The sequence below is a fragment of the Stenotrophomonas sp. STEN031 genome, assembly GCF_056759975.1.
This window is the reverse complement of record NZ_JBRREA010000005.1, coordinates 1-23,753: the sequence shown is the minus strand read 5'-3', so window position 1 is coordinate 23,753 and position 23,753 is coordinate 1. Positions and strand designations below refer to the sequence as shown.

Sequence of the window (23,753 nt, the reverse complement as noted above, 5' to 3'; positions counted from 1 at the left end):
TTCCCATTCCGAAGGAACATGAATGAAATGGTTTGAAATCATCCTGGTAGTGCTGACCCTGGGTTCGGGCCTGGTGCTGCTGCTGGACAAGCTGTACCTGCGCAAGCGCCGCGCCGAAAGAGCCAGCCTGCTGGACAGCGAAGAGCCGGTGGTGGTGGACTACTCGCGTGCGTTCTTCCCGGTACTGGCGGTGGTGCTGATCCTGCGCAGCTTTGTCGCCGAGCCGTACAAGATCCCCTCCAGCTCGATGATGCCCAACCTGTTGATCGGCGATTTCATCCTGGTCAACAAGTTCTCCTACGGCTTCCGCCTGCCCATCACCAACACCAAGATCATCCCGGTGGCCGAGCCCAAGCGCGGCGACGTGGTGGTGTTCAAGCCGCCGCATGCACCGGACCAGAACTGGATCAAGCGCGTGATCGGCCTGCCGGGCGACCGCATCGGCTTCCACGGCGATACCTTGTCGATCAACGGCGTGCCGATGGTCTACGAAGACCGTGGCGAGTACGTCGGCAAGGGGCGTGGCGCGGAAATGACCGGTGCCTCGCTGTTGACCGAGCAGTTGCCGGGCCGCAGCCATACGGTGCTGGAGCTGCTGGGGCGTGCCGACCCGCGCGGCCAGGGTGACTGGGTGGTGCCGGATGGCCATTACTTCGTGATGGGTGACAATCGCGACAACAGCGAGGACAGTCGCTTCTGGACCCAGACGCACTTCCTGCCGGAAGAGAATCTGCGCGGCAAGGCGTTCCTGATCTGGCTGAACTGTGAAGGCTGGTTCTGCAAGGGTAGTTTCGAACCGTCACGTATCGGGACGGGCATTCAATGAGTGGACAACGCGTTTCTGGGGAGATCGCAATGAAGCACAAGCAAGCAGGTATGACCCTGACCTCGTTCCTGATGGTATTGGCGGTGGTCGGTTTCGCGCTGTACATCGGCATGAAGCTGTTCCCGATGTACCAGGAGTTCTACGCGGTCAAGACGTCGATGAAGTCGCTGGCCAAGGAGCCGGGCAGTTCGGATCCGAACAAGGCGCTGGAATTGTTCTTCAAACGCATGGACATCAACAGCTCCGAGTCGGTGACGCGTGACGACATCAAGTTCGAACGTATCGAAGGCGGCGTCCGCATGAACGTAAAGTACGAAGTACGCCGTCCGCTGGTGGCCAACCTGGACATCGTCGGCAACTTCGAGAATTCGCAGGAATTGACTGGAAGCAGTGTTGACTAGAACGTTCCAACGGGGTGACCTGATCGGTCACTCATTCAAGGATCAGGGTTTGCTGAAGCAGGCCCTGACCCATCGCAGTGCCGGTGCGCCGCACAACGAGCGCCTGGAGTTCCTTGGCGACAGCATCGTCAACATGTTGATCGCCGAAGCGCTGTTCACGCGTTGGCCGAAGGCCGACGAAGGCGCGCTGACCCGTGCCCGCTCGGCCCTGGTCTGCGAGGCTGCACTGGCGGTGATCGCACGCAGCCTGGAGCTGGGCGAGCGCTTGACGCTGGGCCCGGGCGAAATGAAGTCCGGCGGCCACCGCCGCGATTCGATTCTGGCCGACACCGTCGAGGCGGTGGTCGCCGCCATTTACCTGGATGCCGGTTTCGAAGCCTGTCGCGCGCGCATAATGCCGTGGTTCGAGGCCTCGCTGTCGGCAGTGCCGGTCGGCAAGCCCGAGAAAGATCCCAAGACCCGCCTGCAGGAATGGTTGCAGGCCCGGCAGAAACCCTTGCCGGTATACGAGCTGGTATCGGAGACCGGCGACGACCACGCCAAGCACTTCCATGTGCGCTGTTGCGTGGCTGACCCTGCCGTAACGACCGAAGGCGAAGGCACGTCGCGACGGCTGGCCGAACAACAGGCGGCAGCTGCCGCAATAGAGCAACTGGATTCCAAGTGAACGACACCTCCTCTCATCGCTGTGGCAGCGTCGCGGTCATCGGCCGCCCCAACGTCGGCAAGTCGACCCTGACCAACGCCCTGGTCGGCGCCAAGGTCAGCATCGTCTCCAACCGCCCGCAGACCACCCGTCACCGCCTGCTCGGCATCGCCACCTATCCGGAAGGCCAGTTGGTGCTGGTCGACACCCCTGGATTGCATCGCCAGCAGAAGCGCGCGATGAACCGGGTGATGAACCGTGCCGCGCGCGCCTCGCTGGAAGGCGTGGATGTTGGCCTGCTGGTGATCGAAGCCGGACGCTGGGACGAAGAAGACACCTTGGCGTTCAATGTGCTGAGCGACGCCGGCGTGCCGGTCGTGCTGATCGTCAACAAGGTTGACCGGCTCAAGGACAAGGGCGCGCTGCTGCCGTTCCTGCAGGAAATCACCGTCGGTCGCGAGTTCGCCGCCGTGCACCCGATTTCGGCGCTGAAGCGCAACGGCCTGGATGCGCTGGTGCGTGACCTGATCGGGCTGGTGCCGGAAGGCCCGCCGATGTTTGGCGAAGATGAAATCACCGACCGCAGCCAGCGCTTCCTCGCAGGCGAGCTGGTCCGCGAGCAGTTGATGCGCCAGCTGGGCGAAGAGCTGCCGTATGCCACCACCGTGGAAATCGAACGCTTCGCCGAAGACGGCGCGCTGCTGCGTATCGGCGCGGTGATCTGGGTCGAGCGCGAAGGCCAGAAGGCGATTGTCATTGGCAAGGGCGGCACCCGTTTGAAGGATATCGGCGGCAAGGCGCGCCTGCAGATGGAGCGTCTGTTTGGTGCCAAGGTGTTCCTGGAGACCTGGGTGCGCGTGCGTGAGGGCTGGTCGGATGACGAGGCGGCGCTGAAGGCCTTCGGATACGGCGAGCAGTAAGGCTTGACCCGGGAATGAAGAGTGGGGAGCCGGGAATGGAAACGGCCTGGTTCTGCTGCAACTTGCGATCCCGGCTGTTAGTTGGCATGTAACAGGTCAGGTTGCGCGATGAAGGCCGATGCTGCGACGACGCACTTTCGTAGCAATGGCCTCCCGCGAGGGCGTCTGAAGGAAGCCGGCTTGTTCAAGGTGAAGGGCTGCTCCGACTCCCGATTCTCGATTTCCGACTCCCCGCCTTGAGATGCGCATCGAAGACCAGCCCGCTTACGTGCTGCATGCCCGGCCCTGGCGCGAGACCAGCCTGCTGGTCGAAGTGTTGAGCCTGGAGCACGGCCGCCTGGGGCTGCTGGCGCGCGGTGTGCAGGGGCCAAAGAAACAGGCGTTGCGCGCGGCCTTGCAGCCGCTGCAGGCGATCCGGTTCGACGCGCAGCAAAGCGGTGAATTGGCGCAGCTGCGCCGGGCCGAAAGCCAGGACGTGGCGCCGCGGCTGCACGGCCACGCCATGCTGGCGGGGTTCTATATCAACGAACTGGTGATGCGGCTGACGCCGCGGCAGGACCCGCTGCCGGAGCTGTACGAAGCCTATGGCGAATTGCGCCAGCACCTGCAAGAAGTGGACAGCTTGGCCTGGGCGTTGCGCCGCTTCGAGCGTGACCTGCTGGATGCGCTGGGCTTTGGATTCGATTGGAGTTGCGCCGCCGACGGTGAGCCGATCGATCCGGCCGCACGCTATCGGCTTGACCCCTTGCAAGGGCCGCTGCGCCTGCTCAGCGAGCGTGGCAGCAACGAGCGGCGCGGGTTGGCTACTGGCACCGCGCTGCTGGCCCTCGCCGAAGACCAGGCCCCCGGCAACAGTGATGTTGCCAGCCTGCGTCTGCAGATGCGCGCGGTGCTGCTGCACCATCTGGGCGGGCGCGGGCTCAAGTCCTGGGAAATGCTGGGTGATCTCGTCCGTCCGCAACCGTAGTGCCGAGCCATGCTCGGCAAGGGCTTTGCACAAAACCCAACCCCAGTAGTGCCGAGCCATGCTCGGCAGGGGCTTTACACAAAACCCAACCCCTGTAGTGCCGAGCCATGCTCGGCAGGGGCTTTACACAAGATCCAGCCCCTGTAGTGCCGAGCCATGCTCGGCAAGGGCTTTGCACAAGATCCAACCCCTGTAGTGCCGAGCCATGCTCGGCAAGAGGCTTCCCCGGTAGCAACCCTGCCGAGCATCGCTCGGCACTACATCCAATCAGCGCAGCAAAGCGCTGACGGCGCTGCCGAACTGCTGTCGTGCCTGCATGGATGCGGGATCGTGATTCAGCTGGCGCACCGCGTACGCCAGCCGCGACGCTCCCACAAAACCGCAACTGGCCTGCAGCTTGTGCAGCTGTGCGTGCAGGGTTTTATCGTCGTGTTCTTCCAGTGCATGACTGACCGCATCACGCGTGCCCGGCAGCTCGGAGAGGAACAGCTCGCGCAATGCACGCACGTGCGCCTGTTGCCCGTTCAATGCGCTCATTGCGGCCGATTCGTCCCAGTCCGGTGCGGCATCGGCAATGACCCCGTCGGCTTTTGCAGGTGCCTTGGCCAGCGCACGGCGCACGCATTTGAGCAGCGCATCGCGACTGATAGGCTTGACCAGGGTCTCCTGGAATCCGGCCTGCTGCAGTGTGTGCTGCAACTCCAGGCTGGTGTCGGCGGTGTGTGCCAGTGCCACGGTGCGCGGGTGCTGCTCATGCAGGCTGCGCAACAGGCTGGCGCCGTTGCCGTCGGGCAGGTTCACGTCGATCAGCCACAGATCGTAGTTTCCGTTCTGTGCAAGACGCAGCGCGCTGGCGCAGGATTCTGCGATATCAACCTTGGCCGGTAGCGATTCCAGCACGAACTGGAAGAAGCCTTGGCTGGTCATGTCATCCTCGACCAGCAACAGGCGCGGCGGGTTTCCTTGGTGATGCGTATTCATCTGCTGCCTCCATGTCAGCTGTCACCCGCATATTAGCGGGGGCGTGGCGATCTGCAAGCCATCGGGGTGTTCCAGTGGCGCATCTGCGACAATGGCCGCCCTTTTGCCCGCAGCCTGTTGCCACGTGGCCCGATCCAGATCCCCCCGCATAGACAAAACCCCGTTCCAGACCGACATCCTCGACCTCAGCCACGATGGCCGTGGCGTTGCCCGCCGGGAAGGCGAGGGTGGCAAGGTCACCTTCATCAGCGGTGCCTTGCCGGGTGAAACGGTGATGGCTGAACAGACCGCCAAAAGCCGGCATTTCGACGAAGCCAAGACGGTGGAAGTGCTCAAGGCTTCGCCGGAACGCGTGCAGCCGCGCTGCCCGCATTTCGGCGTCTGCGCCGGCTGCGTGCTGCAGCATCTGGAAGAGTCGCAGCAGATCGTGGCCAAGCAGCAGGTGCTGACCGACAACCTGACCCGCATCGGCCATGTCAGCCCGGGCACGGTGTTGCCGGCGCTGGTGGGTGACAGTTGGGGCTATCGCCGCAAGGGCCGCTTCTCGGTGCGTCGCGTCGAGAAGAAGGACAAGACGCTGGTGGGTTTCCGCGAATTGGATCCGCGCTTCGTCGCCGACCTGTCGCAGTGTTTTACGGTGATCCCGGAGATCGGCAGCAAGGTCGGCGCGCTGTCCGCGTTCATCGAAACCCTGGACGGCAAGCGCGATATCCCGCAGATCGAGTTCATCGCCGGTGATGCCGCCATCGCCCTGACCGTGCGCCATCTGCAGCCGCTGAGCGATGCCGACAAGCAGGCCTGGATCGGCTTCGGCCAGGAACATGGCTTTGCGATCTACCTGCAGTCCGGTGGCCTGCACACGGTGGCGCCGCTGTGGCCGGCCGAAGGCGTGGCATTGTCGTTCGCCTTGCCGCAGTGGGATGTGGAGCTGGCGTTCCGTCCGCTGGATTTCATCCAGGTCAATGCCAAGCTCAACGAGAAGATGATCGCGCATGCGCTCACCCTGCTGGACGGCCAGGCCGACGAGCGCGTGCTCGACCTGTTCTGCGGGCTGGGCAACTTCACCTTGCCGCTGGCGCGTACCGTGCGCGAAGTGGTGGGCGTGGAAGGCGATGACGGCCTGGTGGCGCGCGCCCGCGAGAATGCGCAGCGCAACGGACTGGCCAACGCCGAGTTCCATGCCGCCGACCTGACCCAGGACCAGAGCAATGCGCCGTGGATGAAACAGGGCTTCGACAAGCTGCTGCTCGACCCGCCGCGTTCGGGCGCGATCGATGTACTGAAGCAGTTGCCGCTGAAACAGTTCAAGCGCATCGTCTATGTCAGCTGCCACCCGGGCTCGCTGGCCCGCGATGCCGGCTACCTGGTCAACGAGCAGGGCTTCACCCTGGTGTCGGCCGGTGCGATGGACATGTTCCCGCATACCGCGCACGTGGAAAGCATTGCTGTATTCGAGAAGAAGTAAGCGATGGGCATCGAGATCGAACGCAAGTTCCTGGTGACCGGTGATGGCTGGCGTGCGGCTGCGCACGCCGTCATCCCGATGGCGCAGGGCTATATCAATGACATGGCGTCGATGGACAGCGGCGCGCAGAAGGCCTCGGTGCGGGTACGCATCCAGGGCGAGGCGGCCTACCTGAACATCAAGTCGCGCGAGCTGGGCCATACCCGCCAGGAGTTTGAGTACCCGGTGCCGGTGAACGAGGCGCGCGAGCTGCTGGCGCTGTGCGTCGGTGGGCTGATCGACAAGCGCCGCCACCTGGTGCAGCACGGCGGCCTGCTGTGGGAAGTGGATGAGTTCCTCGGTGACAACGCCGGGCTGGTGGTGGCCGAAGTGGAGCTGGAGAGTGCCGACCAGGTGTTCGACAAGCCGGACTGGGCGGGCGCCGAAGTCACCGACGAGCTGCGTTATTACAACCTGGCCTTGGCATCGAAGCCGTACAACCAGTGGTGAAGTGCCCGTAGTGCCGAGCCATGCTCGGCAGGGGCTTAACAAGCAAACCCTGTAGTGCCGAGCCATGCTCGGCAGGGGCTTAACAAGCAAACCCTGTAGTGCCGAGCCATGCTCGGCAGAGGCATTACCGGCCAGGCTTCAGCCGAGCATGGCTCGGCACTACCATTGGCATTATCGGTAAGGCCGCTGCCGAGCATGGCTCGGCACTACATTCGAATCTAGGAACCCTCATGCGCATCGATATCTGGTCCGACGTGGTCTGCCCCTGGTGCTGGATCGGCAAGCATCGCTTCCAGCGTGGACTGGAATTGCTGGGTGAGGACGCACCGGAGGTCGACGTGCACTGGCATCCGTTCCTGCTCGACCCCACCGCCGATACCACCCCGGTGCCGCTGCGCGAGGCCTATGCGGCCAAGTTTGGTGGCATCGAGCGCACCAACCAGATGCTGGCGCAGACCCAGGGCGCTGCCCAGGCCGAAGGTCTGCCGATGGATTTCGACAAGGGCCAGGTCAAGGTCAGCACGCTGCCGGCGCATCGGCTGCTGTGGTTGGCCGGGCAGAGCGGGGTGCAGGAACAGGTCGGTGAGGCACTGTTCCGCGCGCATTTCGCCGAAGGCCGCAACCTGGCCGATCCGCAGGTATTGGTGGCCGCGGCCGCCGTCGGTGGCATTCCCGCCGAGCGGGTGCAGGCCATGCTGGCCTCCGACGAGGGCCTGGCCCAGGTCCAGGCCGGGCTCGGCCAGGCGCAGGCGCTGGGCATCCAGTCGGTGCCGACCTTCGTGATCAACGGCAAATACGCCGTGCAGGGCGGCCAGGCCCCGGAAGTGTTTGCCCAGGTGCTGCGCAAGATCGCCGCCGAGCAGGCGCCGGCCGCCGCCAGCGGCGATGAACAGGCCTGCGGCCCGGAGGGCTGCAGCATCTGAACGCAGGCTCTGACGCGACCGGCGCCATCTGCGACAATGCGCAGCTACGCCGCAGCCTGCGGCGGATTGGAGTCCTTGCATGCTTTTGATCGGCGTTGCCGGCACTGAACTGACCGCCCAGGAGCGCGACTGGCTGCAGAACGACGCCGTGGCCGGGGTGGTGCTGTTCAAGCGCAACTTCGCCTCGCGCGCGCAGGTGGCGGAGCTGAGCGCGGCCATCCGTGCCGCTACCGCCCGCCCGCTGTTGCTGGCGGTGGACCAGGAAGGCGGCCGTGTGCAGCGCTTCCGCGAGGGCTATGCCGAACTGCCGCCGCTCGATGGCCTCGGCAAGCGTTATGCGACCGACCCTGAGGGCGCGCTGGCGCTGGCCGAGCAGCATGCCTGGCTGATGGCCAGCGAGATCCGCGCCAGCGGTCTGGACCTGAGCTTCGCGCCGGTGGTGGATGTGGGCCACGGCAACCTGGCCATCGGCAACCGCGCCTTCGGCGAAGACCCGCAGGTGGTGGCAGCGCTGACCGCTGCCTATGTGCGCGGCATGCATTCGGTGGGCATGGCTGCCACCCTCAAGCATTTCCCCGGCCATGGCACGGTGCGCGAGGATACCCACGTCGATACCGCCGTGGACCCGCGCTCGCTGGCGGAAATCCAGGCCCATGACCTGATACCGTTCCAGGCCGGCATTGCCGCCGGCGCCGATGCGGTGATGATGGCGCACGTCATCTATCCGCAGGTGGCGCCGGAACCGGCCGGCTATTCGCCGCGCTGGATCAACCAGATCCTGCGCGAGCAGCTGGGCTTCCGCGGCGTGGTGTTCTCCGACGATATCGGCATGGCGGCCTCGTTCGCCGCCGGTGGGGTCAAGGGCCGCGTCGATGCGCACCTGGATGCCGGCTGTGACGTGGTGCTGGTCTGCCACCCGGAGCTGGTCGAGGAATCCCTGCAGGCAGTGGCCAGCCGCCGCCTGAACACCGCCGCCGTGCTGAGCCTGATCGGCCACGGGGCGATGGGCTGGGGCGGCCTGCTGGCCGATGCCCGCCACACTGATACCTGTAATCATCTGTTTGAAAACCTTGGAAGAACCGCCTGATGTCCAGCAAACTCACTCTTGAACAAGCCGTGGCCCAGGCCGACCTGCTGGTCGACCGCCCCACCATCGACACCGCCATCGCCGGCATCGCCGACGCCATCGCGCGCGATTACAAGGGCGAAGTGCCGGTGTTCATTTCGATCATGAACGGCGCGCTGCCGTTCGCCGGCCAGCTGGCGCTGGAACTGGGCGCGCGCGGCCAGGACGCGCAGTTCGACTACATGCAGGCTTCGCGCTACCACGGTGAGAGCGGCGGCGAGCTGGTGTGGAAGCACCGCCCGGTGTCGGCGCTGTTCGGCCGCCGGGTGATCCTGGTCGACGACATCCTGGACGAAGGCTTCACCCTGCAGGGCGTGCGTGAGTGGTGCCTGGAGCAGGGCGCCACCGATGTGCGCATCGCCGTGCTGACGGTGAAGAAGCACGACCGCTGCCTGCCGGGCGTCAAGGCCGACTATGCCGGCATCGAGCTGCCTGATCGCTTCGTGTTCGGCTTCGGCATGGATGTCAACGAATCGCTGCGCTCGCTGCCGGCTATCTACGCAATGAAGCAGTAATAGCGGTGGCCGATGCTTGTCATCGGCTTTCGCTCTGATCGCGGCTGGGCCACGCCAAGGGCGTGGCCCACGCGTGCCCAACGAGAACATCAGGAATGAGCATGGAACCTATCGCCCTGGCCGTTATTGGCGGTACCGGCGTGTACAAGCTGGCCGCGCTGGACGACGTCCAGACCCATGAAGTGGAAACCGTCTACGGCGCGCCCTCGGGCCCGGTCCGGGTTGGCCTGCTGAACGGCCAGCGCGTGGCGTTTCTGGCCAGGCATGGCGAAGGCCATTCGATCCCCCCGCACAAGATCAACTATCGCGCCAATCTGGCTGCCCTCAAGCAGTTGGGGGCCAGTCGGGTGCTGGCGCTGAACACCGTCGGCGGTATCGGTGACGACTTCGGTCCGCGCGTACTGGCCTGCCCGGACCAGTTGATCGACTACACCTGGGGTCGGATTTCCACGCTCAGCGAGGAGGAAGGCAGCGAGGTGCTGCATGTCGATTTTGGCCATCCCTACACCCCGGCGTTCCGTGCCCAGGTATTGGCGGCGGCCGCGGCCAAGGGCGTGACCATCAAGGACGGTGGCTGCTATGGCGCGACCCAGGGGCCTCGCCTGGAAACCAATGCTGAAATTGCCCGGATGCGCCGTGATGGCTGCGATCTGGTCGGCATGACCGGCATGCCGGAGGCTGGGCTGGCGCGCGAGTTGGGGCTGGACTACGCCTGCCTGGCCATCGTCGCCAATTGGGCCGCCGGCTGTGGCGATGCGGGGGAGATCACCATGGCCGAAGTGCTGGCCAATGTGGACGCAGCTTCGTCTGGTTTGCCGACTTTGGTGGGTGAATTGGCCCGGGGGTGATTGTCATCCCGGCTTAAGCTTTGCATACTCCGCCAGTGCGCTTCATTCAGCGTGCATCAATCCATTCATCGAACAAGGTCTCGCATCACCATGCCGAACGGTACCGTCAAGTGGTTCAACGACGCCAAGGGATTTGGCTTCATCTCACCGGAGGACGGCAGCGCCGATGTCTTCGCGCACTTCTCTGCGATCAATTCCAAGGGCTTCCGCAGCCTGCAGGAAGGCCAGCGCGTCAGCTATGACGTGACCCAGGGCCCGAAGGGTGCCCAGGCTTCGAACATTACGCCGGCTGAGTGATCCACCCGGCTGTGCGGAAAAACCCCGCTTCGGCGGGGTTTTTTTTTAGCAAAGGCAGCCACCCAGGGAGGGACTGCAATGAACAGGACACTGGATATCGCCATTGTCGGCTATGGCACGGCCGGCCAGGCCCTGGCCGTACTGTTGTCGCGCGATGGGCACCGGGTGCAGGTGTTCGAGCAGGCGGCGACGCCGGGACCGGTAGGCGCCGGCTTCCTGCTGCAACCCAGCGGCCTGCAGGCGCTGTGGCAGATGCAGTTGATGCCGCAGGTGCTGGAACATGGCGCGGTGGTCCGCCGCCTGTACGGTGAAACCCCGTGCGGCCGGGCGGTGATGGACATGACCTATGCCGGTCTGGACGCGCGTCTGTGTGGCGTGGGGATGCAGCGCGGGGCGCTGTTCTCGTTGCTGGATGCGGCCTGGGATGCGGGCCCCGCACTGCACGTGGACAGCCGTATCAGCGCCATCGATGAATCCCTGCAGCGCGTGCAGGACCAGCATGGGCGTTGGCACGGCCCGTTCGACCTGGTGATCGCCACCGATGGCTCGGGCTCCGGGCTGCGCGCGCAGGTGCAGGGCACCAAGCTCGACCGGATCTACCCGTGGGGCGCGCTATGGTGCCTGCTGCCGCGCGGCGACTGGCAGCACGGCGATGAGCTGCGCCAGCGCTATGTGGCGGCGCGCAAGATGATAGGCCTGCTGCCGGTGGGCACCCGCCCCGGTGACAGCGAACAACGGCTGAGTTTCTTCTGGAGTCTGCCGCGCGATGGTTTCCAGGCCTGGGAACGCGATGGGCTGGAGCCGTGGCTGGATGAGATCGCCACGTTATGGCCGGAAGCGCGCGCGCGTCTGGCCGGGGTCAGTGTGCAGGCACAGCTGGCGCGCGCGAGCTACCGCGATGCGGTGATGGACCGCTGGTACCGCGGACGCCTGGTATTGGCCGGGGATGCCGCGCATTCGATGAGCCCGCAGCTGGGGCAGGGCGTCAACATGGCGCTGATGGATGCCATGGCGCTGCGCGATGCCCTGCGCGCGGAGCAGGATATCGAGGCGGCGTTGGCGCGTTACCAGCATTCACGCAAGGCGCATGTCTGGCTGTACCAGTTCTGGAGCCGCTGGCTGACCCCGATCTTCCAATCCGACCACGATTGGATCGCCACGGGTCGCGACCTGCTGTTCAAGCCCATGGGGCGCATGCCCGGCGGCCGTGGCCACATGCTGCGGGTGCTGAGCGGCACCCAGCACGGGCTGTTCGGCAAACTGGCGCTGCAGGACGATTTCATCGCGGCAATGGCCGAAGTCGCAGAAAAGCACTGAACAACGCGCGGGCGGTGGGTGCTTGCGGCAGAATCAAGGGTGGTCCCATACGAGTCGCCGCCATGCTGCCGCAGCCGCCACCGTTTGAAACCCACGTGGTCGACAATCAGCCGCCACCGTTCGCCGAGCGCGATCTGTGGCAGGACGACCTGGCCCTGCAGCAGTGCGTGCAACGCGAAGGCGCGGACGCCTTTGCCACGGCATTGCAGCATTACGGCGTGCTGGCCGGTGGCGAGCTGTACCGGATCGGCTTCGATGCCAATCGGCAGCGGCCGTTGTTGCGCACCCACGATGCGCAGGGCAACCGGATCGATACCGTCGATTTCCATCCGGCCTACCACCGCCTGATGGCCTCGGCGAAGACCCGTGGCGTGGCCGGCCTGTCCTGGCGCACGCCCCAGCCCGGCGCGCATGTGGCACGTGCGGCCTTGAGCTATCTGCACAGCCAGGCCGAAGCGGGGACCAGTTGTCCGCTGACCATGACCCACGCGGCGGTGCCGGTGCTGCGGCAGGAACCAGCATTGGCGGAATGGGCTGGCAAGGCGGCGGCCCCGTTCTATGACGCGCGGGACCTGCCCATTGGTGACAAGCCGGGCATCACCGTCGGCATGGGCATGACCGAGAAGCAGGGCGGCTCCGATGTGCGCAGCAACAGCACGCTGGCAACGCCGCTGGCGGGCGAGGGCGAATACAGCCTGGTCGGGCACAAGTGGTTCTTCTCGGCGCCGATGTCCGATGGCTGGCTGGTGCTGGCGCAGGCACCGGGTGGTTTGAGCTGCTTCCTGATGCCGCGTCGGCTGGCCTGCGGGCGCCGCAACAACTTCCATCTGATGCGCCTGAAGGACAAGCTCGGCGACTGGGCCAATGCCTCCAGCGAGGTGGAGTTCTGCGGTGCCTGGGCACGTCGCGTCGGCGAGGAGGGACGTGGCGTGGCCACCATCATCGAGATGGTGATGCTGACCCGCCTGGATTGCATGCTCGGCTCGGCCGCGCAGATGCGCATGGCCTTGGCGCAGGCGCTGCATCATGCACGGCACCGGTACAGCTTCGGGAAGCGCCTGGTCGAGCATCCGTTGATGGCCAACGTACTGAGTGACCTGGCAATCGAGTCGGAAGCGGCGACCACCCTGGCGATGCGGGTGGCGCACGCCGTGGATCGTGCGCCGCGGGAAGCACATGAGGCAGCGTTCGCACGCATTGCCACGGCCATCGGCAAGTTCTGGATATGCAAGCGCACACCGGGCTTCGTCAATGAAGCACAGGAGTGCCTGGGCGGTGCCGGCTATGTGGAAGAATCGATGCTGCCGCGGCTATATAGGCAGGCGCCACTGAACTCGATCTGGGAAGGCAGCGGCAACGTGCAATGCCTGGACGTGCTGCGCGCGCTGCAGCGTGAGCCCGAAACCCGCGTGGCCTTGCAGGCCGAGTTGCAGCAGGTTGCCGGTCGCAGTGACGTCTACGACCAGTCGCTGCAGGCGCTGTTGGGACGGCTGCAAGGGGCTGAGTTGTTACAGGCCGATGCGCGCACGCTGGTGGTGGATATCGCGGTGTTGTTGCAGGCGGCGATGTTGCTGCGTGCGGACAGCCCCTTGGCGCAGGCCTTCGTGTGTTCGCGGCTGCGCCGGTCACAGGCGGTGTATGGGCAGCTGCAGGCGGATACACCGTTCGCGGACATATTGGCCCGCGCCTTGCCGATGGCAGCGGCTGCAGGAGCGGCGTAAGCCGCGAAGCCAGTAGCAATTGCAGCCGCTAATCAGCTTGCAGCTGCAGAATGCCGGCTTGCAGACGTCGCCTTGTGGGGGCGGCGTAAGCCGCGAAGCCGACAGCAATTGAAGCCGCGAGCAAGCCCGCAAACGCAGAATCAAGGCCGCCGCGTACGGCAGCCATCTACGCCGCTCACGGCTTTCCTGCAACGCGCGCCGCCGCAGCCCTGGTCAGCCGGCGCCATCCAGTGCCGGGTCGAAGCGCAGTACCTGGTTGCGGCCGCTGCGCTTGGCCCGGTACAGCGCGGCATCGGCCTTGCGCAGCAAGGTAAGACCGGCCACGCCATCGACGGGGTAAGTTGCCACGCCCAGCGAGATGGTGATCGGTGGCAGTGTCTTGCCGGAGAAGGGGACGCTCATCTGCGACAGCGCCAGGCGCAGTTCCTCGGCCTGGCGCAGCGCATTGCTGCTGTCCGACTCGGGCAGGATCACGGTGAATTCCTCGCCGCCATAGCGGCAGGCGATGTCTTCGCCGCGCAGGCGTGAGCCCAGCAGTTGGCCGATGGCAGCCAGCAAGGCATCACCGCCGCCATGGCCGTGGGTGTCGTTGAACTGCTTGAAGTGATCCACGTCCAGCATGATCACCGACAACGGAAAGTCGCGGCGACCGCAGCGGGCGATTTCTCGGGTCAGCGATTCTTCCAGGTAGCGGCGGTTATACAGCCCGGTGAGCGGGTCACGGATGGACTGCAGGCGCAGGGATTCGCGCAGGCGCAGGTTGCTCAGCGCCAGTGACAGCTGCTCAACCGCGGATTCGGCGATGTTCAGGCGCGGCAGTGGCCCGGGACCTGGGCCGGACAGAAACAGGAAACCGATCTGCACGCCTTGTGCCGACATCGGGATGCAGACGCTGGCCACGCAGTGACCCGGTTCCGGTCGGCTGATATGTGGGCAGCCGGCGTCGCGCAGCAGGTCATCGATCACGTGCGGCTGTCCACGTCGCAGCGCCCAACAGTCGCTGGGTGAGAGGAATGCGGCGGTTTCCACCAAGGGGCTGCCCCAACTGACAATGTTCTCGACGCGGTCATTGGAGGCGCGCAGCAGATAGACCGAGCCGGCGACGTTCGGCATCAATGCCTGCAGCGTGCGGGCGCTGATTTCCAGTGCCTCCTCGGGGTTGGCGCAGCTTTGCAACAGGCCTGTGTAACGGCCCAGGGTCTGCAGGTCGGCGCTGGAACGCTCGATCTGTTGCAGGTTGTCCGCCAGCTGCTGGCTGGCATGGGCCGCGCGTTTTTCCGCGCGGGTGCGGCGGCGCAACTCGGAAAGCAGAATGCCGTAGACAGAGGCGACCACGGCCAGGCCGAACGGTATGCCGGCAAAGGCCAGCCCCAGCAGCAGGTCGGCGCTGCGGCGGGAACTGGCGGCGCGTTCGACCAGACGCTGGTGTTCCTCCTCGACCATGGTCCGCACCTGTTCGCGGATGGCGCTGGTGGTGCGGAAGGCGGTCTGGTTGATGGCTGCCCGCGCTGCCTCCAGGCCGTTGCTGTCGTAGATGTCGACCACGTGCTGGATCTGCTGCAGCCGTTGGTTGACCAGCTCATTGAGCTTGCGCGCGTTGCGCACCTGGTCGGGGTTGTCGGAGACCGCCTTGGACAGGCTGCTCAACAGCAGTGGCAGGCGCTCCACGCTCGCGTCGTAGTCGAGCAGGTAGGCCTGGCTGCCGGTCAACAGGTAGCCGCGCTCGGCAGATTCGGCGTCAAGCACCATCGACTGGATTTCGTCGATGCTGCTGATGACTTCATGGGTATGGGCGACCAGTTGTGCATCGGCGATGAAGCGACGTGCGCCGATGAAAACGCCTACGCCAATTGCGACGAATACCAGCGCGGAAAAAATCAGCGCGAGTTTACTGCTTGTGCGTTTCTGCATCGCGACCCTGACCGCCTGATCAAGGTGAGGCGCGCGTGCTGCCTGTCGCGCTGATCACCTGCCAGCCTGGATGGTTTGCATCCGGCCCCCGGTGGCACCGCGCTTCCCGCGCGACTGCCACGCAGTCGTCCGTACGCGGACGGCTGCGTGGCGGAGTCTATCAATGCTTGGCTTCGTTCGCTTTTTCGCGTGCCTGTTTGGCGGCGTCATGGGCTTCATCGGCCACTTTCTGTGCAGCGTTGGCGGTAGCCGCACTGGCATCGGCAGTGGCATCCTTGGCTGCCACGGATGCATCTTCGGCGGCCTTGCTGGTGGCGTCGGCGGCCTTGTCCAGCGCCTGCTGCGATTCGGCGGCGGCGGTGCGGGTAGCGGCAGCAGCCGAGTCGGCTGCATCGCGGGTGGCATCGGCGGCCGACTCTGCCGCGTTCCTAGCGGCATCACCTGCGTGTTCTGCCGCGGCGGCGGCGTCCTGTTTGGCCTGCTCGGCATTGCGGTCGTTGCAGCCTGCCAGTGCCAGGACCAGGCCTGCGGCCAGCATGGGGACAAATGGCTTCATTGCATTCTCCTGTGAGGGGGCCAATGCAAACAGCGTATGGGCTGACGTATTCAGATCACGTCAAGACGCCACCGGTCCAAGCCTGGGGCAACCGGGCAGGTTGTAGGCGCGCTGGCGGAACGTTGGCTTGCGCAGACGTGGCCGCAAGCTTCTGCCATCGACTGACGGTGACCGATGCGGCGTGTGGGGGAAGTTTGCCGCGCGGTAGCGGGGCGGGATTGCAGCAGGCGAAGGAAGGTGCAGGCTGGCGACGCGTTCGGGTGCGTTGTCGCGCAGGATTCGGAGGCAAAGAAAAAGCCGCTGGCGAACCAGCGGCTTTTCCAGACTCACTTGGAAGCAGAAGTTATTACTTCTTGGCTTCTTCAGCAGCGTCCTTGGCCTGGCCGGCCACGTCTTCAGCAGCCTTGGCAGCGTCAGCAGCGGCGCCAGCAGCAGCGTCGGTGGTGGCAGCAGCAGCGGCGCCAGCAGCTTCGCCAGCGGCGTCAGCAGCGGTAGCGGCGGTGTCAGCAGCAGCCTGGGCAGCGTCGGCGGTAGCAGCGCCGGCGGTAGCAGCCTGGTCAGCAGCGACCTGTGCTTCCGAAGCAGCCTGGTTGGCGTCAGCGGCGGCGTCAGCAGCCTGCTCCTGCTTCGAGCAGGCGGTCAGGGCCAGACCCAGGGTCATTGCGATCAGCAGCTTGTTGATGCTCATTTGTGAATCCTCGTCGTGAAATTAGGCAACGCGCCATTGCGCGCCGGGAACATGATGACAAGCCCATTTCGGCTGTCAAGCGGTCCCGCATTCAGGTTTGAAAAAATCTGAGATTTCCCAATTAAATCAATTCAATGGCGATGGCGGTTGCTTCGCCGCCGCCGATGCAAAGGGATGCAACGCCACGCTTGAGGCCGCGCGTGCGCAATGCATTTACCAGCGTAACCACCAAGCGGGCACCCGAAGCACCGATGGGATGACCCAATGCACAGGCACCGCCATTGACGTTGATCTTGGCGTGCGGAATACCGAGCTCGCGGATGGGTGCCATCGCGACCACGGCGAACGCTTCATTGATCTCGAACAGATCGACGTCGGCGACGCTCCAGCCTGCCTTTTCCAGCACCTTGCTGATCGCACCGATCGGAGCGGTGGTGAACCATTCCGGTTCCTGAGAGAAGGTGGCATGGGCGGCAATGCGGGCCAGCGGCTGCACGCCGCGGCTGGCGGCATCGTCGGCCGACAGCAGCACCACAGCGGCGGCACCGTCGGAAATGCTGGAGGAGCTGGCGGCGGTGACGCTGCCGTCTTTCTTGAAGGCCGGACGCAGGGTAGGGATCTTGCTGATGTCCGACTTGCCCGGCTGCTCGTCCTGGTTGAACTCCACCTCGCCCTTGCGGGTGGCAACCTTGACCGCGACGATTTCGTCAGCGAACGCGCCATTGGCCTGCGCGGCCTGGGCACGGGTCACCGACTCGATGGCGTAAGCGTCCTGCTCCTCGCGGGTGAAGCCGAACTTGGCCACGGTGGCCTCGGCAAACACGCCCATGGCCTGGCCATCGTAGGGATTGGTCAGGCCGTCCCATGCCATGTGGTCGACCGCCTGGAAGTTGCCATAGCGATTGCCGGTGCGCGAGTTGGGGAGCATGTGCGGGGCGTTGGACATGGACTCCATGCCGCCGGCAACGACGATGCTGGCCGAACCGGCCTTGATCAGGTCGTGGCCAAGCATGATGGCCTTCATGCCGGAACCGCAGACCTTGTTGAGGGTGGTGGCGCCGGCGCTGGTCGGCAGGCCGGCGGCGAGCGCGGCCTGGCGGGCCGGTGCCTGGCCCAGGTTGGCGGGCAGCACGCAGCCCATGATGACTTCGGATACGTCGCTGGCAGCAATGCCGGACTGCTGCATGGCCGCGCTGATCGCGGCTGCACCGAGGGTCGGGGTGGGAACGCCGTTGAACTGGCCAAGGAAGGAGCCAATGGCGGTACGCTTGGCGGCGGCGATGACGATGTCAGACATGAGCAATCTCGGTTATACCTTGCGGCAATTATCGAACGTCTGCAGGGCCGGGCACATTGGACCAACGGCACATCCCCACGGACAATGGATTGTCGTTGCAGTATAGAAGGTCGCCGCAGCAACGCCGGGAACAGGTAGTACCTGAATTGGCGGATCATCCACAGGACGGAGAGAAAGGCAATGAGGAGTGCAATGGTGAGTAGTAGTGTGGTGCGCAGTGCGCTGGCCAGTTCGTTGGCATTGGCGTTGGCCGCTTGCGGCAGTGGCAGTGGTCCCAAGTCCGATCCGCCGCCGGTGACCCCGCCGGTAACCCCGCCACCCACCACCCCGCCGGTGACGCCGCCGACAACTCCCCAGCCGGCCTTTGACGCGCACCTGGCGCTGACCAATACCGCGGCCGCGCACGCGATGGGCCTGACCGGTGCGGGCTACCGCATCGGCGTGATCGACTCCGGAGTGATGCGCAACCACCCGGCACTGGCCGGGCGGGTACTGGTCAACCGCAATTACATCAGTTCGACCCAGAACAACCTGTTGGTGGATGACGTGGTGGGTCATGGCACCACGGTGGCGCAACTGGCTGCGGGTGCGCCGACCGGGCAGTGGCCGGGTGGTGTCGCGCCGGGCGCGCAGATCCTGTCGGCGCGCATCATTGCCGACAAGTCGCCAACCGATGACGGCTCCGGCAAAGGCAACGAGGTGACCGGCGCGCTGGGCATGGCTGCGATCCATGCGGACCTGATCCGCGATGGCATGCGCATCATGAACAATTCCTGGGGTGGCCTGTACTGGACCCGCCCGAATGTAACGGCGGATATCGCCAACGAATACCGTCCTTTCATCAACAACAATGACGGGCTGGTGGTGTTCGCCACCGGCAACGAATCCAAATCCAACCCTTCGGACATGGCGGCGTTGCCGAGCAAGGCAGGCGCCAACAACACCTATCCGGCAGCTGACCTGGAACGGGGCTGGCTGGCGGTGGCCGCCCTGGACACGGCCAACCCGACGGCCCTGGCGTCCTACTCCAACGCCTGCGGTGTGGCCCAGAATTATTGCCTGGTGGCACCGGGCACATCGGCATTCATCGGCCATAACAGCACCGCCAGCAACCTGACCTATTACTATGGCAGCGGCACCTCGTACGCGGCACCGCTGGTATCCGGTGCGGCGGCGCTGGTGTGGCAGGCATTCCCCTACTTCAACAACGACCTGGTCCGGCAGACCCTGCTGGGTACTGCGACCGACCTGGGTGCGGCCGGACCGGATGCCGTGTTCGGTTATGGCCTGCTCAACGTGGGCAAGGCGGTGAAGGGGCCCGGCAAGGCCGACTGGGGAGATATCAAGGTCGATGTGAATCAGCTCGGGCTCAATTCGGTATGGAGCAATCCGATCAGCGGCGCCGGCGGCCTGGTGAAATCCGGCAGTGGCTCGCTGGGCTTGGCCGCGGCCAATACCTATGCCGGTGCCACCCGCATCCAGCAGGGCACGCTTGCGCTGCAGGACGGTGGCTCGATCCGTTCCAACGTCAGCATCGATGCCCAGACCAACCCCAGTCTTGCCGCGCTTCAGTTCATGGGGGGCACCACGCGTGTGGTCGGCAACGTGGACAACGGCGCCAGTGTCATCGTGCTCAGCAATCAAGGCTCGGCAACGATCGAGGGCAATTACGTGCAGCGCCCGGGCGCGCAGCTGATGGTGGCGTTGGGTTCCAACGCCTTGCAGGTGACGGGAACCGCCACCCTGGATGGCGGAGTGAATGTCAACGGAGCGGTCACTGGCTATGTGCCGCAGGATGGTCGCCGCCAGGACCTCCTGCATGCAGGTGGAGGTATCAGCGGCCAGTTCGCGACCCCGGCTACCGGCAGCACCGGCGTTACCTTGCTGCAGACACAGTATGGCTATGACGCCAACAATGCCTGGTTGCAGCTGGACCGTGTAAGCGTCACCGCGATGGCAAGCACGGCCAACGTGGGCCTGCGCGCGATGTCGGCGGCACAGCGGGTGGAGCAGGCGTTCGAAGTGCTGGATGCGGATTCCGGCCTGCAGACCACGGCATTCGGTGCGGCGGCGGCAGCGGTGCAAGGTGTTGGCGGCGGCGTTGCCGGTTTGGCCAAGAGCCTGGAAAGTCTCTCGGGGCAGGCTCATGCCACCGCCACGGCAATGACCTTTGACAGCATCGACATGAACCGGCGCGCGTTGTCCAGCCAGTTTGCCGAGGGCGCCACAGGGGCGGCAGCCAATGGCGTTTGGATGCGCAGCCTTGGCGGTGGCGGGCAGGGCGGATATCTGGGCAGCGACTACAGCGTCGGCGGTTGGATGATGGGTGGCGAAACCGCGCTGTCCAGCAACGCAGTACTGGGCTTCGCGTTCGGTGAAACCCGCGCCAATGCCAGCGGTGGTGTGGCGCAGGACCGTAGCCGCGACCGTCAGACCCAGTCCCAGCTCTACGCCGGTTGGCAGCGCGGTGATGCCTATGTGCTGGGTCAGGCCGGGTTTGGCCAGTACCAGCGCGCACTGGATCGAGGCCTGTTGCTGGGCGCTGGGCGCAGTGGCGTGCATGCGCGTTACAACGGCAACTTCCTCTCCAGCAGCGTCGAGGCCGGGTATCGGTTGGGGCGCGGTGCGGCGCAACTGACGCCGTATCTGGGGGCAGATTACATCCGCATCGACGGTGGCGCGTTCAACGAGCAGGGCGGTTACGGCTTCGGCCTGCGCGCCGATGATTGGAGCAGCAGCCGCGTGCAGGCCTTGGCGGGCCTGCGGGGCCAGTATCTGTGGAAGCGGGTGGCGTTCAACGGCTATGCCGAGTGGCAGCAGGCAATAGGAGGAAATGGCCTGAGCCTGGATGCCAGTTTCGTGGGCGTGGATGCCTGGGCGCCGATCGCCGGCTTGCAGCCATCGCGTTCGGGCGGCTTGTTTGGCCTGTCGGTGGATTCGTGGCTGGCGCGCAATACGCGGCTGTCGTTGGGCTACGACCAACGTTTCGGCCCGCGTGGCGACAACCGGCAGGTCTCAATGCGGCTGCAACAGGCGTTCTGATCCGGCGGCCGTCCTGGCCGTTTGAAAAGCAGAAGGCGGGCGAGAGGATCGCCCGCCTTCCGTGTTTTGACGGTGCGGCTTACTCGCCGCGCAGGCGGTTCATGCGCGGCACCGAACGGCCCATCGGCATCTTCAGCTTGCCGATCGCTTCCAGCCGGGCCTCGGCAATACGATCTGCCGCGCGCTGCGGGGAGACCTCATCGCGCTCGGACTGGTCGAAGATCTTGTCGAGGTTGTGGTAGATGCTGCGGATCAGCCGCATCGCCCGCTCGCGGTTGTAGCCATCGATCTCCAGCGACACGTTCATCACGCCACCGGCGTTGACCGCGTAATCCGGCGCCCACAGCACGCCGCGCTTGTACAGCTCGTCGCCGACCGCATGGCTGGCCAACTGGTTGTTGGCGGTTCCGCAGATGACCTTGGCCTTGAGCCGCTCAAGCGTGGCCATGTCGATGGCGCCTTCCATCGCGCAGGGCGCGAATACATCAGCGGCCACGTCATAGATCGCGTCGGGCTTGACCGCTTCGCAGCCGTATTCAGACACGGCCTTCTGTACCAGCACCGGGTCCAGGTCGGTGACGTAGAGCTTGGCGCCGCGCTCGCGCAGCAGCTTTACCAGCTCCATGCCGATATGGCCCAGGCCCTGTACGGCGATGCTGAGCTTGCCGATTTCCTCGTGGCCGAACTTGCGCTTGACCGAGGCCATCAGCGCTTGCAGCGCACCGTAAGCGGTAAACGGGGCCGGGTCGCCGGAGCCGCCATGGACCTGGTGTACGCCGGTCACATAACCGGTCTCCAGGTAGATGTTCTCCATGTCGTTGACGTCGGTGCCCACGTCCTCTGCAGTGATGTAGCGGCCGGCGAGGGCTTCAACCTGGCGGCCGAAGGCGCGGAACAGGACTTCGCTCTTGGCGGTCTTGGGGTCGCCGATGATCACCGCCTTGCCGCCACCCACATTCAGCCCGGCCAGGGCGTTCTTGTAGGTCATGGTGCGGCTCAGGCGCAGCACGTCGCGCAGCGCGTCATCGGTGTTGGCGTAGGGACGCATGCGTACGCCGCCCAGGGCCGGGCCGAGGGTGGTGTTGTGGATGGCAATGATGGCCTTCAGGCCGGCGTCGCGGTTCTGGCAGAACAGGACCTGCTCATGGCCGGAGGTCTCGAGGGTGTCGAACAACATGCGGGCTCCGATGGCGTGTTTGCCACAACGTCAGTGATCGTGTGGCCAAATGGCTGGCCGGAAAACAAAAAATGCGACTTCGTCGGGGTGGTGACGGGTCGCGGATGCGCCATTCTAATCCATTCCCGCCGAAGGAATGTTCAGGCAGGGGCTACCCGCGGTGGTAGCTCGCTTTGCCGGAAACGGCGCCTGCTGTAGCCATCGATAGCGCAAACCGGCAAAAGGTCACGCTGCGCTGCAACCTGACCTGCAGGGCTGGCGGTTCTATGATCGGTTTCAACAGAAACCGGATGTTGCACGGCCCATGAGTACCCCCGCCTCCCAGCTCCCGCAGGCCCAGCCTGAGACCACCCCGCTGCGCTTTGTCACCGCCGCCAGTCTGTTCGATGGCCATGACGCGGCGATCAACATCATGCGCCGGCTGATCCAGGCGCAGGGTGCGGAGGTGATCCACCTCGGCCACAACCGCAGCGTGGAAGACGTGGTGCGCGCGGCGCTGCAGGAAGATGCCGACGCGATTGCACTGTCGTCCTACCAGGGCGGGCATGTGGAGTACTTCAAGTACATGGTCGACATGCTGCGCGAACGCGGCGCCGGCCATATCAAGGTATTCGGCGGTGGTGGTGGCACCATTACTCCGGAAGAGATCCGCGAGCTGCAGGCCTATGGCGTGGAGCGCATCTACCACCCCAACGACGGTATGAAGATGGGGCTGGTGGAGATGATCGAGGACGTGGTGGCGCGCGCGGGCAAGGCCCGCGAGGCCGCCGCGCGTGATGACAGCGCGGACGCCCCGGCGATAGAGGATGAAATCGGTATTGGCCGGGTGCTGTCGGCGCTGGAGGATGGCAATCATTCGGAGGCGGAGCTGCTGCACCTGCGCAAGCAGTGGCAGCTGGCGGCGGGCAATACGCCGGTGGTCGGCATCACCGGCACCGGTGGTGCCGGCAAGTCGTCGGTAACCGATGAGCTGCTCAATCGCTTCCTGGCCAGCTTCCCGCAGATGCGCATTGCGGTGATCTCGGTCGACCCGACCCGTCGCCGCACCGGTGGTGCGCTGCTGGGCGACCGCATCCGCATGAACTCACTGCGCTCCAGGCGCGTCTATATGCGCTCGATGGCGACGCGCCGGCAGCATGCGGCGATCAATACGGTGCTGCGTGACTGCATTGGTTTCCTGAAGTCGCTGCACTTCGATCTGGTGATCGTCGAGACCGCCGGTATTGGCCAGAGCGATTCGGAGATTGTCGATCTGGTCGACTTCCCGATGTATGTGATGACCAGCGATTTCGGCGCGCCCAGCCAGCTGGAAAAGATCGACATGCTCGATTACGCCGAACTGGTGGTATTGAACAAGTTCGACAAGCGCGGCGCCGAGGACGCCCTGCGTGATGTGCGCAAGCAATGGAAGCGCAATCGCACAGCCTTCAGCATGAAGGACGAAGACGTGCCGGTGTACCCGACGATTGCCAGCCAGTTCAATGATCCGGGCATCAGCTGGATGTTCGCCAACCTGTGCCGTTTGTTGCGCGAGAAGCGCGATAAAAAACCCGGGGAGCGGGGCCGATGTTGTGGAAAACCACCACGAGTGACACGGCGTGATCAACACACCCCCAACACGCAACCCCCACAACACCCCC

22 protein-coding genes are annotated in these 23,753 nt (G+C 65.0%); 16 read left to right on the top strand and 6 right to left on the bottom strand.

The features are described from left to right. Nucleotides 1-22 precede the first annotated feature (22 nt). The 5 genes from lepB (at nt 23) to recO (ending at nt 3,760) form a co-directional block, all read left to right on the top strand. Complete coding sequence (gene lepB, locus ACVOLQ_RS03385) at nt 23-826, top strand: signal peptidase I (RefSeq protein ID WP_313170622.1); 804 nt, start codon at nt 23-25, stop codon at nt 824-826. Between the two features lie 29 nt (nt 827-855). Continuing rightward, nucleotides 856-1,227, top strand: coding sequence for a DUF4845 domain-containing protein (locus ACVOLQ_RS03380; protein ID WP_313170624.1), 372 nt, complete (start codon nt 856-858; stop codon nt 1,225-1,227). Beyond that, nucleotides 1,217-1,894 (top strand): ribonuclease III, encoded by a 678-nt coding sequence (gene rnc, locus ACVOLQ_RS03375; RefSeq protein ID WP_313170625.1) that lies wholly within the window; start codon nt 1,217-1,219, stop codon nt 1,892-1,894. Before ACVOLQ_RS03380 ends, rnc begins: the two co-directional genes overlap by 11 nt. Beyond that, nucleotides 1,891-2,793: a GTPase Era gene (era, locus tag ACVOLQ_RS03370; RefSeq protein WP_313170626.1), complete on the top strand. Its 903-nt coding sequence runs from the start codon at nt 1,891-1,893 to the stop codon at nt 2,791-2,793. Before rnc ends, era begins: the two co-directional genes overlap by 4 nt. Nucleotides 2,794-3,034: 241 nt before the next feature. Next, the gene (gene recO, locus ACVOLQ_RS03365) at nt 3,035-3,760 is read left to right on the top strand and encodes a DNA repair protein RecO (RefSeq protein WP_481527064.1); all 726 of its coding nucleotides are present in this window, start codon (nt 3,035-3,037) and stop codon (nt 3,758-3,760) included. Nucleotides 3,761-4,027: 267 nt separating this feature from the next. Here recO and ACVOLQ_RS03360 read toward each other — a convergent pair whose 3' ends face one another. Then, nucleotides 4,028-4,741, bottom strand: a complete 714-nt coding sequence (locus tag ACVOLQ_RS03360; RefSeq protein WP_313170629.1) for an Hpt domain-containing response regulator — start codon at nt 4,739-4,741, stop codon at nt 4,028-4,030. Between the two features lie 124 nt (nt 4,742-4,865). Here ACVOLQ_RS03360 and rlmD point away from each other — a divergent pair, with 124 nt between their 5' ends. The 9 genes from rlmD to ACVOLQ_RS03315 all read left to right on the top strand — a co-directional run bounded on the left by rlmD (nt 4,866) and on the right by ACVOLQ_RS03315 (nt 13,442). Continuing rightward, complete coding sequence (gene rlmD / locus ACVOLQ_RS03355) at nt 4,866-6,206, top strand: 23S rRNA (uracil(1939)-C(5))-methyltransferase RlmD (RefSeq protein ID WP_481527063.1); 1,341 nt, start codon at nt 4,866-4,868, stop codon at nt 6,204-6,206. 3 nt (nt 6,207-6,209) lie between these two features. Further along, nucleotides 6,210-6,695: a CYTH domain-containing protein gene (locus ACVOLQ_RS03350; RefSeq protein WP_481527062.1), complete on the top strand. Its 486-nt coding sequence runs from the start codon at nt 6,210-6,212 to the stop codon at nt 6,693-6,695. Between the two features lie 230 nt (nt 6,696-6,925). Next, nucleotides 6,926-7,618 carry a DsbA family oxidoreductase gene (locus ACVOLQ_RS03345; protein ID WP_313401108.1) on the top strand — a complete coding sequence of 231 codons (693 nt, stop codon included), beginning with the start codon at nt 6,926-6,928 and terminating at the stop codon, nt 7,616-7,618. 79 nt (nt 7,619-7,697) lie between these two features. After that, nucleotides 7,698-8,705, top strand: a complete 1,008-nt coding sequence (nagZ, locus tag ACVOLQ_RS03340) for a beta-N-acetylhexosaminidase (RefSeq protein WP_481527061.1) — start codon at nt 7,698-7,700, stop codon at nt 8,703-8,705. Beyond that, the gene (locus ACVOLQ_RS03335) at nt 8,705-9,259 is read left to right on the top strand and encodes a hypoxanthine-guanine phosphoribosyltransferase (RefSeq protein ID WP_481527060.1); all 555 of its coding nucleotides are present in this window, start codon (nt 8,705-8,707) and stop codon (nt 9,257-9,259) included. The genes nagZ and ACVOLQ_RS03335 overlap by 1 nt, the downstream gene beginning before the upstream one ends. Nucleotides 9,260-9,354: 95 nt before the next feature. Then, the gene (locus tag ACVOLQ_RS03330; RefSeq protein WP_481527059.1) at nt 9,355-10,107 is read left to right on the top strand and encodes an S-methyl-5'-thioinosine phosphorylase; all 753 of its coding nucleotides are present in this window, start codon (nt 9,355-9,357) and stop codon (nt 10,105-10,107) included. A gap of 90 nt (nt 10,108-10,197) precedes the next feature. Continuing rightward, complete coding sequence (gene cspE, locus ACVOLQ_RS03325; protein ID WP_057506519.1) at nt 10,198-10,404, top strand: transcription antiterminator/RNA stability regulator CspE; 207 nt, start codon at nt 10,198-10,200, stop codon at nt 10,402-10,404. Between the two features lie 78 nt (nt 10,405-10,482). Further along, a complete protein-coding gene (locus ACVOLQ_RS03320) occupies nt 10,483-11,721 on the top strand; it encodes an FAD-dependent oxidoreductase (protein ID WP_481527058.1) in 1,239 nt (412 codons plus the stop codon). 62 nt (nt 11,722-11,783) lie between these two features. Next, nucleotides 11,784-13,442 (top strand): acyl-CoA dehydrogenase family protein, encoded by a 1,659-nt coding sequence (locus ACVOLQ_RS03315; RefSeq protein WP_481527057.1) that lies wholly within the window; start codon nt 11,784-11,786, stop codon nt 13,440-13,442. A 213-nt stretch (nt 13,443-13,655) separates the two neighbouring features. Here the strand turns inward: ACVOLQ_RS03315 and ACVOLQ_RS03310 are convergent, their stop codons facing one another. The 4 genes from ACVOLQ_RS03310 to ACVOLQ_RS03295 form a co-directional block, all read right to left on the bottom strand. Continuing rightward, nucleotides 13,656-15,353, bottom strand: coding sequence for a diguanylate cyclase (locus tag ACVOLQ_RS03310; RefSeq protein ID WP_481527056.1), 1,698 nt, complete (start codon nt 15,351-15,353; stop codon nt 13,656-13,658). A gap of 160 nt (nt 15,354-15,513) precedes the next feature. Further along, on the bottom strand, nt 15,514-15,909 hold the full coding sequence (locus ACVOLQ_RS03305; protein WP_481527055.1) for a hypothetical protein: 396 nt from the start codon (nt 15,907-15,909) through the stop codon (nt 15,514-15,516). 346 nt (nt 15,910-16,255) lie between these two features. Next, a complete protein-coding gene (locus ACVOLQ_RS03300) occupies nt 16,256-16,597 on the bottom strand; it encodes a hypothetical protein (protein WP_057626557.1) in 342 nt (113 codons plus the stop codon). A gap of 121 nt (nt 16,598-16,718) precedes the next feature. Continuing rightward, nucleotides 16,719-17,894, bottom strand: coding sequence for a thiolase family protein (locus ACVOLQ_RS03295; RefSeq protein ID WP_313170644.1), 1,176 nt, complete (start codon nt 17,892-17,894; stop codon nt 16,719-16,721). 192 nt (nt 17,895-18,086) lie between these two features. Between ACVOLQ_RS03295 and ACVOLQ_RS03290 the strand changes: the two genes are divergently transcribed. Next, the gene (locus ACVOLQ_RS03290; protein WP_481527054.1) at nt 18,087-20,936 is read left to right on the top strand and encodes a S8 family serine peptidase; all 2,850 of its coding nucleotides are present in this window, start codon (nt 18,087-18,089) and stop codon (nt 20,934-20,936) included. Nucleotides 20,937-21,015: 79 nt separating this feature from the next. Here ACVOLQ_RS03290 and ACVOLQ_RS03285 read toward each other — a convergent pair whose 3' ends face one another. Then, nucleotides 21,016-22,113 carry a Glu/Leu/Phe/Val dehydrogenase dimerization domain-containing protein gene (locus ACVOLQ_RS03285; RefSeq protein ID WP_481527053.1) on the bottom strand — a complete coding sequence of 366 codons (1,098 nt, stop codon included), beginning with the start codon at nt 22,111-22,113 and terminating at the stop codon, nt 21,016-21,018. Between the two features lie 304 nt (nt 22,114-22,417). Here ACVOLQ_RS03285 and ACVOLQ_RS03280 point away from each other — a divergent pair. After that, on the top strand, nt 22,418-23,753 hold a 1,336-nt coding region (locus ACVOLQ_RS03280), incomplete at its 3' end, for a cobalamin-dependent protein (RefSeq protein ID WP_481527052.1).

Coding starts and splice junctions, on each gene's coding strand:
- lepB (WP_313170622.1), top strand. CDS start 23: ATGAAATGGTTTGAAATCATCCTGGTAGTGCTGACCCTGGGTTCGGGC.
- ACVOLQ_RS03380 (WP_313170624.1), top strand. CDS start 856: ATGAAGCACAAGCAAGCAGGTATGACCCTGACCTCGTTCCTGATGGTA.
- recO (WP_481527064.1), top strand. CDS start 3,035: ATGCGCATCGAAGACCAGCCCGCTTACGTGCTGCATGCCCGGCCCTGG.
- ACVOLQ_RS03360 (WP_313170629.1), bottom strand. CDS start 4,741: ATGAATACGCATCACCAAGGAAACCCGCCGCGCCTGTTGCTGGTCGAG.
- ACVOLQ_RS03350 (WP_481527062.1), top strand. CDS start 6,210: ATGGGCATCGAGATCGAACGCAAGTTCCTGGTGACCGGTGATGGCTGG.
- ACVOLQ_RS03345 (WP_313401108.1), top strand. CDS start 6,926: ATGCGCATCGATATCTGGTCCGACGTGGTCTGCCCCTGGTGCTGGATC.
- nagZ (WP_481527061.1), top strand. CDS start 7,698: ATGCTTTTGATCGGCGTTGCCGGCACTGAACTGACCGCCCAGGAGCGC.
- ACVOLQ_RS03335 (WP_481527060.1), top strand. CDS start 8,705: ATGTCCAGCAAACTCACTCTTGAACAAGCCGTGGCCCAGGCCGACCTG.
- ACVOLQ_RS03330 (WP_481527059.1), top strand. CDS start 9,355: ATGAGCATGGAACCTATCGCCCTGGCCGTTATTGGCGGTACCGGCGTG.
- cspE (WP_057506519.1), top strand. CDS start 10,198: ATGCCGAACGGTACCGTCAAGTGGTTCAACGACGCCAAGGGATTTGGC.
- ACVOLQ_RS03320 (WP_481527058.1), top strand. CDS start 10,483: ATGAACAGGACACTGGATATCGCCATTGTCGGCTATGGCACGGCCGGC.
- ACVOLQ_RS03315 (WP_481527057.1), top strand. CDS start 11,784: ATGCTGCCGCAGCCGCCACCGTTTGAAACCCACGTGGTCGACAATCAG.
- ACVOLQ_RS03310 (WP_481527056.1), bottom strand. CDS start 15,353: ATGCAGAAACGCACAAGCAGTAAACTCGCGCTGATTTTTTCCGCGCTG.
- ACVOLQ_RS03305 (WP_481527055.1), bottom strand. CDS start 15,909: ATGAAGCCATTTGTCCCCATGCTGGCCGCAGGCCTGGTCCTGGCACTG.
- ACVOLQ_RS03300 (WP_057626557.1), bottom strand. CDS start 16,597: ATGAGCATCAACAAGCTGCTGATCGCAATGACCCTGGGTCTGGCCCTG.
- ACVOLQ_RS03295 (WP_313170644.1), bottom strand. CDS start 17,894: ATGTCTGACATCGTCATCGCCGCCGCCAAGCGTACCGCCATTGGCTCC.
- ACVOLQ_RS03290 (WP_481527054.1), top strand. CDS start 18,087: ATGGTGAGTAGTAGTGTGGTGCGCAGTGCGCTGGCCAGTTCGTTGGCA.
- ACVOLQ_RS03285 (WP_481527053.1), bottom strand. CDS start 22,113: ATGTTGTTCGACACCCTCGAGACCTCCGGCCATGAGCAGGTCCTGTTC.